Source organism: Candidatus Megaera venefica (genome assembly GCF_034554655.1).
GTDB classification, from domain to species: domain Bacteria; phylum Pseudomonadota; class Alphaproteobacteria; order Rickettsiales; family Rickettsiaceae; genus Megaera_A; species Megaera_A venefica.
The window spans coordinates 1-10,659 of record NZ_JARJFB010000055.1 but is presented as its reverse complement, the minus strand read 5'-3'; the positions used below and the strand labels follow the sequence as shown (position 1 = coordinate 10,659).

The following is a 10,659-nucleotide window of genomic DNA, read 5'->3' as shown; positions in this document are numbered from 1 at the left end:
CTATGGCTCATTTTATGATCAAATTCGAAGGGAGAATTTAAGTGCCTATAATCGAATTTACACAAATAGATGGAAAGTCTCAAAGTCATAGCTAAAAATGCAAAAAACCGGGCCGCATAAGCAACCCAAGTTTTTTTAGCCTTGTATTCTAAGTAGCTCTCTAGAATTCCAGATAATAATACTGCTAACATACCTATTTCTTGATTAAGCAGCATGCAAGCATTCCCACACCAAATGCACCTAATAACATTTTGATAGGGTGCTGACGTGCGGCGTGAATTAGGATCACAGCATTTTCTCTTCCAATTCCAATTCCTTTATTCTTGATAGATTTTATTGCACTTGATAAATCATCTATTTGCTCAGATAAACCTTCCATAGAATGATCTTTTAAGCTACCTAGACGGTGTGTAAGGTCCTTTATATCTTCCTTTATACCTTCCATGTCTTCTTTAGCAGTGTTTTTTTCCATATCTTCTTTAGCAGTGTTTTTAGACAAAATATCCTTCATTTTTTACCTCATATTTTAAGTTGTTTAATTTAATTCATAGTTTTTCATTAGAAACAAGGCTTAAGATAACTCACCGCTATGTTTGAGTTTTTCTAATTCATTTTGTATCCAATTTTTATGGCGTTTTTCATCTTCCCAACCATCAGCAATTATTTTAGCTATTTTTTGATCAGAAGATTCCTTGACCCTTTTATTCATTCTTTCATAAGCGGTAACTGTATCCTCCTCATTACTCAACATCGCTTTTAAAATATCTTTATCTCCTATAAATGAAGCGCCTTCTACCTTCGCTTTCATCAACAAGTCTTTGGTTTTATCTGGCTCCGTAGGAGCAATTTCATTGTTCCTTGCCAAGAACGCAGATAGTTGCTTTATATGTTGATTATGATCGCCCTTAAATTCGTAAAATTTATCTTTATATTCAAGATTCTTTAGCTTTTCTATGGCAAGCTTATAAGTATCAACAGCATCATAATCTAGTTCTATTAATTCTTTTATTGCATCAATAAATTTAGTTTGGTTTCCAACATTCGTGACCATAAATTACCCTCCTTTTTTGTTATAATACTTCACTAACAACCCTAGCTAACTGCTTATCACAGAATACATTTTTCTAGATTTATAACTTATTTATATACCTATCCTTAAACCACAACTTATAATATGTGATCGGTAATGATTTTTACCGATTTGTTTTTGCATATTATCCAACTGTGATTTTGTTCTACCATAATCATGGTAGTTATAGGACAGATCAAATATCATCGTTTCATTCAAATCGAAAGTACTACCTACCCCCAACCTATAAGCAAAGTTATTTTTACCTTTTACCGTATAAACTTCTCGACTTAATTGATTATTATTAATTGATGAAATATCTAATCGGTCTTTGATTTTTGCAAATCCTATACCAGCACCTATGTAGGGATTAAATATACCTAAGTCGTTTATACCCTCGTAATATAAATTAGCAAAATATGCATCTATCAAAGGCTTTCGCTTTACTACATCTCTACTATTTGACATTTCTAATACTGGGTCCAAATGGTGAAACCAGACGATATCTGAGCGAAACTTATCACCAAAATTTACACCGAGCCCTACACCAGCACCAATTATTAAATTAGATGTGGATTTTAAATTTACTTTACCCCCCGTGATATTAGAACCATTTACTTTTGCAAAATGAGCCTGACCAGCATCTAGTCGTAAATAAGGTAAGCAAAGAGGATCAAAAAAAGATTCTTGTGAATATGCATTTGGTGCAGAAAAAATGAGCACACCTACCAAAGTTGATAACAATAAATTTAACTTTCTCCTGAGTTTATTCTTCATTTTTACCCTCCTTAAAATAATACAAAAAACTTGTTTTTCGGTATCAAATGGGAATAAGCCGACTTATGATTGAACACTCTAGAGTCTCATATCACACTATACCTACTGAATAGTGGCTCTTTGCCTTAAGCGGTTGGTGGTATAGTTCATATTTACTTGTCAAAATATAACCCCAGTTACAATATAAATCGCACTTAAATCCCCAAAAGTTAGGCAGCCTAAAAGACCTATAGATAATCACCAATTTAAAGTACCTAAGGTTTATTTAAACATACCTACGGTTTAAGTGTACCTCATCAACTTACCCCGAGTCAAATAGATATTTATATTAATTTTTTACTATAAAACTCAAAGACTTTGACTAGTAGGAGTAAATTAAGTATTTATTTGAATTTGTAACTAGGAGCTTTTGACCCGAATCTCCGCAATACATATAATACAATCAACTTATGGGAAAAATATAATTTTGTATAAGATTGCTTACCACACGCGACATCAGATCCAGAATCAAGCCAAGGATGACTGCTATTTGCTCTTGACGATTCGATAATATGACAACTATTTTTCCTAACAAACCACTGATTTTTTATCCATAGCTTAGGCTAATATAGCAAATTAGATTGGCGGTAAGAACAGTGGATATTTTTAGTAAGAATTAGAACGAAAGTCCGTCATCCTGAACGCAGATATCAGAATCTCTCAGACACCAAAGAAGACCCTGACACGTCCATGATGCTGATAATACTTACACTACATCACCTAAGCGCTTCTAACTATAAGAATAGACAAATAACCAATATTGCCATCATTTTCTTACTTCAAACTCAGGTTAATTTATTATACTTAGAAATTCGTAATACTTATACAAATGATAAGCCTAAGAAAGATCTTTTTCTATAATGGATAAGACCCAATCAAGGACTTTTGCTTCATCCTTAGAATTTCCTTCATATACATGTAAAGGCACTAGAGCTTCTCCTAATTTACTTTCAGGTTTAACTCTAATCTGAGTCGGATAAAACACATCAAAATGCTCACTTGGTGCACGATCTTTCTTGGCGTAAGAATAGATACCTTGAACAGCAGTAGGTCCACCAAGATGGACAACACCTGGAATTTGTTCCAGCTCTTTTACAAAATTCCAGCATGTGCTGCGACAAAAGCTATCCGTAAGTACATAGACCTTAGCTTTAAAAGGAGCGCTATCATCATTGGTATAAAGGTTCTCTTCATCCTCGTATATACTCCATTTTTTTATAAAAAAGTTATCTCCCTTTTTAAGAGATGCAGCATATGCTTTACTAGCCACAGGCCCATATATTGTTTGAAATTCTCCAAAATTCTCTTTACTAACCCTTAGTTTTTTTATCCATTGTTTATTGTAATCATGCTTCTCTCCTAGAGTCTTAATATAATTATCTCCCCATAAATTTCTGATAATAGGAACAGACCATTTTATTGCCCCACCTCTATTTCCCCGCATATCAAATAAAATATAGTCTTCTTTTGCTAAATCTTTCTTTAATACAGATAGCATGCCAGTAAAATATACCGACTCTTTACGAGTTGGGAAAAAACTTGGAATTTTTATCCACACACCGTTTGAAACCATTTCTACTTTAAATGACTCGTTAACTTCAGGCTGTCTCAGTTTTTTTACAGACACAAGAGCTTTGCCTGAAAGCTCTGTATACTTCAGTTCAATTGTTACAGGTTTATTATCATGAATAATTGTGACAGTTTTGGGGTCTGGTTTAAACCTATTACCATCAATTATAAGGGCATATACGCTTGCAGAAACTAGCGTTAATTCCGAGTCATCATTAGCATAAAATGGCCGCAAATAATCAGCATCATATTCTTCTATTTTAATATCATTGATATGCGTAACCCTATCCCCAACACTCACGTTTTTCAAATATTCAAGGGCTGGGTGTTTATAAAATATGTAATGTCCATCACCGTTTTTTGCACTCATAATACCAGGATACATCTCGGTGGGTAAAGGGATATATCCCCTAATACTAATATGAGATTGATCAAAACCATTAATAAAGTACTTCATTACATAATGACAATCATCTTTATCTCCAATTCCATCAATTAATTTTAAAGAATATTCATAACCATCTTTATACCACTTATGAAAATGTTGGTCCGTCTTATTAGCATATGGAGCTGAATTTTTTTGAAGTTGTAACCTAACGAAATCAAGATCTTTCTTACACAAGTCTTGAAACGACTTAACTTTAGACTTTTCCTCGGCGAGAACATATTGCAAAGGCAACAAACACATAAGCAATAATACAGTCAAGAATTTTACTATTTTCATAACGAAGGCAGGGTTAAAGTTTAGTTATTTTCAGAAATTATTCAGACTTATCAAAGTAGTCCTTACAATTTAAAAATTTTAAAACTATATAAACCAAATAACAATTAAAAGAATAGTTTTTGGACTAGAATTACTAAAAGCCTAGCAAAAAGAACAAACTACCTATCTCTTTCTTAAAAAATCTGGAGCCTCCTGCACTGAAGAAACCTTATCAGAAGCAGGGTGATGGGGCGTTTCAATATGATTATGCATAGTATTGTCACTTGTGGCCTCATTAGAATTTAATGAATTCCACATACGACGTAACAATGATTGTTGCGGTTTAGGGACGTAATTATTAGGCAAAGAAGATGTTACTACTACCTTTGTCGGCTGTTGTTGTTCTATTTTCCAGTCAATTTTCTGACCTATCTGTTCCAACTTTTGCTGAATCTCAGCTTCACTATCATTTATGATATCCTTATATTCATTATATGTTGGCGGTTGATGGTCATCTATGGAAGCGACGCTAGCTAAAGAATATTTATCATTAGCCACTTGAGTATTATCTTTTAACTCATCTTTCACTTCTGTGAAAGTATCTGTTGTTTTAACATAATTCATTTCATCATGCTCAATTCCTGTCGCAACAACGGATACACGGATTTTACCCTCAAGCTCTGAATTAAAAGTAGAACCAAATATTATATTAGCATCAGAATCCCCAACCTCTTCTCTTATACGATTTGCAGCGCTATCTACCTCATATAAAGTCATATCTTTGCCACCAGTAATATTGATTAAAACTCCACGCGCACCAAACATAGAACTTTGATCTAATAAAGGATTTGCAATAGCAGCTTCAGCAGCTTTAATCGCCCGCTCTTCACCACTTGCTTCGCCGGTTCCCATCATTGCCTTGCCCTTTTCACTCATCACTGTTTCTATATCAGCAAAATCAAGGTTAACGAGCCCAGGAGACGTAATTAAATCAGTTACTCCTCTTACACCAGCATGTAGGACTTCATCAGCCATTTCAAAAGCTTCCTGAAACGTAGTATTTTCATTTGCAATACGGAATAAGTTTTGATTAGGGATTACAATTAGTGTATCCACATGTTTTTGAAGTTCAGCAAGTCCACCTTCAGCAACTCTCATTCTCTTTGCGCCTTCAAACAAAAATGGCTTTGTCACTACGCCAACTGTAAGTATCCCAAGCTCTCTAGCAATTTTTGCCACTATTGGTGAAGCTCCTGTACCTGTACCTCCTCCCATGCCAGAAGTAATAAATACCATATTACTTCCCTCGAGGTATGACCGAATCTCGCTTTCACTTTCAAGAGCGGCGTTTTTGCCAACATCTGGTGAAGCACCAGCACCAAGACCTTTTGTCGATGATAACCCCAGCTGAATTTTGTTTAAGCTCTCAGAATTTTTTAAAGCCTGGGCATCGGTATTTGCTACAACGAAATTAGCTCCTTTTAAATTAGCTCTAATCATATTATTAACAGCGTTTCCACCTGCTCCACCAACACCAAAAACTGTTATTGTTGGCTTTAAGATAACGTTTTCTGGTGCTTTAATATCCAATCCCATAAGTTTTTCCTATACCCTGTACTTATTATATAATTTCTAATGAAATTATGATATACGAGAATATTTCAGGCTGCAATTATAATTCTAAATTTTACTCTAAAATTAGGAATTACGAACTCTAAAGGTGAAAATCATTTTTACTCTTATACTGTTAGTATTTTATTAACTTTCTAGATGTAAACTCTCCTAATATAGATAACGTGAAAATAATATTATAAACAAAAATATAGGATGAAACTTTATATCAAAGCACTATTAGATTATGAAAAAAATAACGACAGCTTTGAGTTGCTTTATAATTTTATGACTTTAAAACAATCTTATTTACTAAACTTATATTGTGATGGGAAGATTAATTTGCCTTCGTTTATTTTGCTAAAAAAACTAAAAGAAAAATACAGCGATTTGGCACGCTCCGATGAAGAATTAAATTCTCTCTTTGAAACCGCAATAGAGTGCTCAAAAATTTTTTACTCCCAAACATTAAAAATTATCGGCACAGAAAATATTAAGTTTGAAAATTTATTCTCTCAGCAGGCTCGGCCAATTGGCCAACAACTTATAAACCTTCTTGTAAGCATAAAATTTAGAATAAAATTAATCAAATTGAACAGAAATTCTCCTAAAAAGCCCGAGATATTGCATATTTTACAGAAAATCTCAATTCTCATAAATTACTTAAGAACAATATTTAATGGTGTATTGTATAGAGTCAGCTTACTTCAATCAACAAACTATAAATACACTCCCATTATTTATTTTATAAGTGTCCTACTTATTTTATCAACTATGTTGGTAACTGTTCACTATTTCATAAGCAGCCTATCTACGATACAAAGCACGGGCCTTGATATTATGTTCGGTATATTAATAGCAATAATCGCTATCTTATTTTACCCTGTTAGACACTTTGGTAAGACTGATATTAATGGCAAGGATATCCTAGCTTACAAATATAGAGTCTTTTTTAATAATACGTCCGACAAGAAAATGTACCAGTTATTTGCTCTACCAGACTCAAATATTTCTAGACAGAAAATTAGTCAAAGTATAGACTCTCCCTAGCCCAGGATGATAGTTCCTGTATAGGGCAAAATAATTTTCTCCAGCACGGCTATACATGAACCAAGAAGTTTCAATTTTTAGGCAACGGTTTCAATTAGTTCCCCTTATATTCGTTGTAGTTGGAACTGGTTTCTTAGTTTTATTAGGAAATTGGCAACTAAATCGTCTCAAAGAAAAAACCAATTTTATTCAATCAATAGAACACAACATTGCAAACCCTGCAAAATCAATTAATGAGATCAACTCAGGAAATCCAATCTACTCTAAGATCGCTATTTCTGGAAAGTTTCTGGCCCATAAAAACATATTCTTATATGGCAGAAGATCTGCTTCCCCAGAAAAAGATGGTTATTATTTACTTTCAGCCTTTGAAGCAACAAATGGTAAAATATATCTTGTTTCAAGAGGTTGGATTCCACAAAGCACAAAGAATAATCTAGAAGAGTTTGAATCAAAACAAATCTTCGATAAATTTGAAGCAATAATTTTACCTAGCGAAACTAAGCAATTCATTATCCCAGAAAATGATAAGAATAATAAAATTTGGTTTACTATAGACCTAAGCATGGCTCGCGAAGTTCTAGGAATAACTGAAGATAAATATTATCTCATGCAAATCCAAAGCAATACTTTACCAGAAGGAGGAAAACCTTTATCACCAGTCCATCTAAGTAAGGTAAGAAATGATCATTTAGAATACGCTATAACTTGGTATAGTCTAGCAGCGTGCTTACTGATAATGTTTTTTATCTATAGAAAAAAATTACCTTTATAACGACAGTTTTGGATAAGATGATCGCCTGATTCTGTACCGAGACTGTTACACAACCATCATCCTAAACTTGTTTCAGGATCTCCTTCTGTTGACCGAGATCCCTGATCAAGTCCTGGATGACTTTTACAAAACAAAAATACTCACTTCTTATAGTAAATATTTCCTAAGAATTCAAAACTATAATTGCAATAATACTTGATTCTGCAGCCGAAATAATTCACTACACCCATCAGACGCAATCTTAAGCATTTCTAGTAACTGCTCAGTGGTAAAGTCACTTTCTTCACCAGTACCTTGAATTTCTATCAAGTTACCTTTCTGATTAAATACAAAATTAGCATCAACTTCTGCTGCGCTATCTTCTGCATAATCTAGATCCAACACTGCCTTACCTTTGTATATACCACAAGAAATCGCTGCAACTTGTGCAATCAATGGATTGGTCCTAATTATCTTTTTATCCATCATTGTCCGAATTGCAAGATGAAGTGCTACATAACTTCCTGTGATAGCTGCTGTCCTGGTACCACCATCAGCATTAACTACATCACAATCTATATAAATTTGTCTTTCCCCAAGAACTTTTAAGTCTACTGCAGCTCTCATCGATCTACCTATTAATCTCTGTATTTCCAGAGTACGCCCTCCTTGCTTACCATTTGAAGACTCACGTTGCATCCTCTCTTTGGTCGAGCGTGGAAGCATACCATATTCAGCAGTAACCCAACCGTTACCTCTACCTTTTAGAAAACGGGGAACTGACTCATCAATACTAGCTGAACATATCACATGTGTATTGCCAAATTTGACTATACACGACCCTTCTGCATGCTTGAGAATTGATGGTTCTATAGATATTTCTCTAAGTTGATTAAATTTTCTGCCTGATGGTCTCATAAAATTATTTATATTTAATCTTGAATTATGGATATCTCTAACTATATTTAGTTTTGTATATTTAAAGACATAAAAAAATAAAGATAGATATTTTGACATGGAAAAACAAGAAAAAGAATCTAATCTAGATCAAAACCAGGAAAGAATCACAAAAAATGAGCAAAATCATGAGCCTAGTAATAATGAAACTCAGATTGAACATCTAGCAGAAATACAAATTTTACAAGAAAAAATTGACCATCTCCAAGATAAACTTCTTCGTCAACTAGCAGAAACTGAGAATATCAGGACACGTTCTGCAAAGTTGATAGAGGAAGCAAAAGATTATGCCATTTTTGGTTTTTCTAGAGACTTAGTTCCAGTAATGGACAACCTATCACGAACATTAGAGCATTTACCAAATAATCTAGACGCAGATACTCAAAACGTTGTAGAGGGCATTAAAATGACTAAGAAAGAATTGGATAGTGCATTTAAGAAACATGCATTAGAGCTAATTCAGCCGCACTCTGGAGATAAATTTGACTATCACTCCCATCACGCGATTTCACAGATGATGACAGAAGAGCAAGAACCAGGTACTATTGTCACTACTATGCAAGTTGGTTACAAAATTAAAGATAGGCTAATCAGACCGGCGGCTGTTGCGGTAGCCAAAAAACCTCATTCTGTTAAAGAACATTTAGATGAATAAAGAAGATAACTACAAACTAAAATATCAAAATCTAAACATCTCATATTTTTTGGGATGTTTTTTTCTCATTGTATCTACACTTCTCTTCTCTAATAGTAATTGTTTTGCTCAAACACACGAAATTTCAGAAATTTTTATAGAAGCAACAGGTAACAACAAACATGAAGCAAAAATAAAAGCTCATGAACAAGGTATGCTACGCTCACTTCTTCTACTGACAAACAAACTAAATTTACCAACTGATAATATTAGCCAAATACCATACTACAAATTAAAATCAGTCTTTAAGCCAATATTGGTACAAAACGAGATAAGCTTAGTTGAAAAATATAGTGCAATCGTCACTTATTCCTATGATAAAGAGAAGCTATATCAGTTAATTCTTGAGTATGGCGATACCAAAATAAATGACCAATTTTATGAGTTCGTAGTTATACCAGTTTTCAAACAGCGCAAAACAATGAATATATGGGAAGACGACAAAAGATGGAACGATCATTGGTCAAAATCTCGTAAAGTCATGGGTTCTCATAAAATTTTCTACCCAACAAAAAATCTCTATTTGACAAAAAAAATAACTCAGGAAAATTTGTTTGATCTAAAACTCGAAGAGTTCGTTAACATATTTCATAATGTCCTTTTTAAAAACGTCATGATAATTACGGCAGAGTTTTTTACAAATCGCAAAACATCTGAAAGCGTTATGCAGGTAAAGAAATACATTCTACGACCAAATAGTCTAAAGCCAGAAGTGATTGAAGAAGAGTATAGTTTAAATAGGCTAGAAGATATTCCTCATACCGTAGATACAATAATCGATAAAATGATTGATGATTATGGTGTGATTCGCGATAATCTTCCCGATGACCAAACTAAGCAAGGAGAAGACCAGGTCGAAGATGAAGAAGCAAAAAAGCCTATTATTATGAACTTTGATATGTTTGATAAAGATGAGTTAAGCTTGGTAATTTCAAAGCTTGAAAAAGTGGATGAAATTGAGCGTTTTGCAATAGAGCATGACTATAACACAAGATATAAAATACTAATCTATACTTCTGCAGATGAATACCAACTAGCTGAAGGCCTTTACTTAAGGGGTTTAAGTTATAAAATCCATGGAGATTTATATAATTTAATTGATATTAAGAAAGGAAGTTGATTTACCTAGTAAAATTAACTTTACCTTAGCATTATTGGCTGATGACGGGTATTAACCAACTCCAACTATGGATAAGATAAATATTAGATTTAGTGATGTCCGGCAAGAAATATAGTCATACCGGTCTTGATCGGGTATCTTGTCTCCCCGCCAAAATTGATAAGAATCATGTGATTTAAAAAAATTTCACAAAAAAGGTAGATTTGGGAGTTTATCGATTGATATTTTTTGATAAATTTTACGTAGAGTTTTGGTCAAAATTTGGAGTTTTTGAACTTTAGACAAGTAGAATGGTTAACGAATTTACCTGTAATTC

General features: G+C 33.5%; 10 protein-coding genes and 1 pseudogene. 4 read left to right on the top strand and 7 right to left on the bottom strand.

The window, feature by feature from the left end; translation table 11 throughout:
- The 6 genes and pseudogenes from Megvenef_RS04425 to ftsZ all read right to left on the bottom strand — a co-directional run.
- Nucleotides 1-215, bottom strand: a 215-nt coding sequence (locus tag Megvenef_RS04425) for a hypothetical protein (protein WP_322776779.1), incomplete at its 3' end; no start/stop codon positions are given.
- Nucleotides 194-511 carry a hypothetical protein gene (locus Megvenef_RS04420; protein WP_322776778.1) on the bottom strand — a complete coding sequence of 106 codons (318 nt, stop codon included), beginning with the start codon at nucleotides 509-511 and terminating at the stop codon, nucleotides 194-196. The genes Megvenef_RS04425 and Megvenef_RS04420, both read right to left, overlap by 22 nt.
- Nucleotides 512-571: 60 nt before the next feature.
- Nucleotides 572-1,051 (bottom strand): ferritin-like domain-containing protein, encoded by a 480-nt coding sequence (locus Megvenef_RS04415; protein WP_322776777.1) that lies wholly within the window; start codon nucleotides 1,049-1,051, stop codon nucleotides 572-574.
- A 90-nt stretch (nucleotides 1,052-1,141) separates the two neighbouring features.
- A complete protein-coding gene (locus Megvenef_RS04410; RefSeq protein ID WP_322776776.1) occupies nucleotides 1,142-1,846 on the bottom strand; it encodes an outer membrane protein in 705 nt (234 codons plus the stop codon).
- Nucleotides 1,847-2,723: 877 nt separating this feature from the next.
- Nucleotides 2,724-4,178, bottom strand: a complete 1,455-nt coding sequence (locus Megvenef_RS04405; RefSeq protein ID WP_322776775.1) for a S41 family peptidase — start codon at nucleotides 4,176-4,178, stop codon at nucleotides 2,724-2,726.
- A 605-nt stretch (nucleotides 4,179-4,783) separates the two neighbouring features.
- Nucleotides 4,784-5,753, bottom strand: a pseudogene (ftsZ, locus tag Megvenef_RS04400) (cell division protein FtsZ); the annotation flags it as partial.
- Between the two features lie 231 nt (nucleotides 5,754-5,984).
- Here ftsZ and Megvenef_RS04395 point away from each other — a divergent pair.
- Together Megvenef_RS04395 and Megvenef_RS04390 are read left to right on the top strand one after the other, a co-directional pair.
- Nucleotides 5,985-6,818: a hypothetical protein gene (locus tag Megvenef_RS04395; protein ID WP_322776773.1), complete on the top strand. Its 834-nt coding sequence runs from the start codon at nucleotides 5,985-5,987 to the stop codon at nucleotides 6,816-6,818.
- A gap of 55 nt (nucleotides 6,819-6,873) precedes the next feature.
- A complete protein-coding gene (locus Megvenef_RS04390) occupies nucleotides 6,874-7,593 on the top strand; it encodes an SURF1 family protein (RefSeq protein ID WP_322776772.1) in 720 nt (239 codons plus the stop codon).
- Between the two features lie 177 nt (nucleotides 7,594-7,770).
- On the opposite strand, the gene rph is transcribed toward Megvenef_RS04390, so the two are convergent.
- Nucleotides 7,771-8,490, bottom strand: coding sequence for a ribonuclease PH (gene rph, locus Megvenef_RS04385; RefSeq protein WP_322776780.1), 720 nt, complete (start codon nucleotides 8,488-8,490; stop codon nucleotides 7,771-7,773).
- Between the two features lie 97 nt (nucleotides 8,491-8,587).
- Here rph and grpE point away from each other — a divergent pair, with 97 nt between their 5' ends.
- Together grpE and Megvenef_RS04375 are read left to right on the top strand one after the other, a co-directional pair.
- The gene (grpE, locus tag Megvenef_RS04380) at nucleotides 8,588-9,184 is read left to right on the top strand and encodes a nucleotide exchange factor GrpE (protein ID WP_322776771.1); all 597 of its coding nucleotides are present in this window, start codon (nucleotides 8,588-8,590) and stop codon (nucleotides 9,182-9,184) included.
- A complete protein-coding gene (locus tag Megvenef_RS04375; RefSeq protein ID WP_322776770.1) occupies nucleotides 9,177-10,343 on the top strand; it encodes a hypothetical protein in 1,167 nt (388 codons plus the stop codon). The genes grpE and Megvenef_RS04375 overlap by 8 nt, the downstream gene beginning before the upstream one ends.
- The last annotated feature ends 316 nt before the right edge of the window (nucleotides 10,344-10,659 follow it).

What these genes read in the sequence shown, in the direction of transcription:
- Megvenef_RS04420 (WP_322776778.1), bottom strand. Translation starts at nt 511, where the DNA reads ATGAAGGATATTTTGTCTAAAAACACTGCTAAAGAAGATATGGAAAAA.
- Megvenef_RS04415 (WP_322776777.1), bottom strand. Translation starts at nt 1,051, where the DNA reads ATGGTCACGAATGTTGGAAACCAAACTAAATTTATTGATGCAATAAAA.
- Megvenef_RS04410 (WP_322776776.1), bottom strand. Translation starts at nt 1,846, where the DNA reads ATGAAGAATAAACTCAGGAGAAAGTTAAATTTATTGTTATCAACTTTG.
- Megvenef_RS04405 (WP_322776775.1), bottom strand. Translation starts at nt 4,178, where the DNA reads ATGAAAATAGTAAAATTCTTGACTGTATTATTGCTTATGTGTTTGTTG.
- Megvenef_RS04395 (WP_322776773.1), top strand. Translation starts at nt 5,985, where the DNA reads ATGAAACTTTATATCAAAGCACTATTAGATTATGAAAAAAATAACGAC.
- Megvenef_RS04390 (WP_322776772.1), top strand. Translation starts at nt 6,874, where the DNA reads ATGAACCAAGAAGTTTCAATTTTTAGGCAACGGTTTCAATTAGTTCCC.
- rph (WP_322776780.1), bottom strand. Translation starts at nt 8,490, where the DNA reads ATGAGACCATCAGGCAGAAAATTTAATCAACTTAGAGAAATATCTATA.
- grpE (WP_322776771.1), top strand. Translation starts at nt 8,588, where the DNA reads ATGGAAAAACAAGAAAAAGAATCTAATCTAGATCAAAACCAGGAAAGA.
- Megvenef_RS04375 (WP_322776770.1), top strand. Translation starts at nt 9,177, where the DNA reads ATGAATAAAGAAGATAACTACAAACTAAAATATCAAAATCTAAACATC.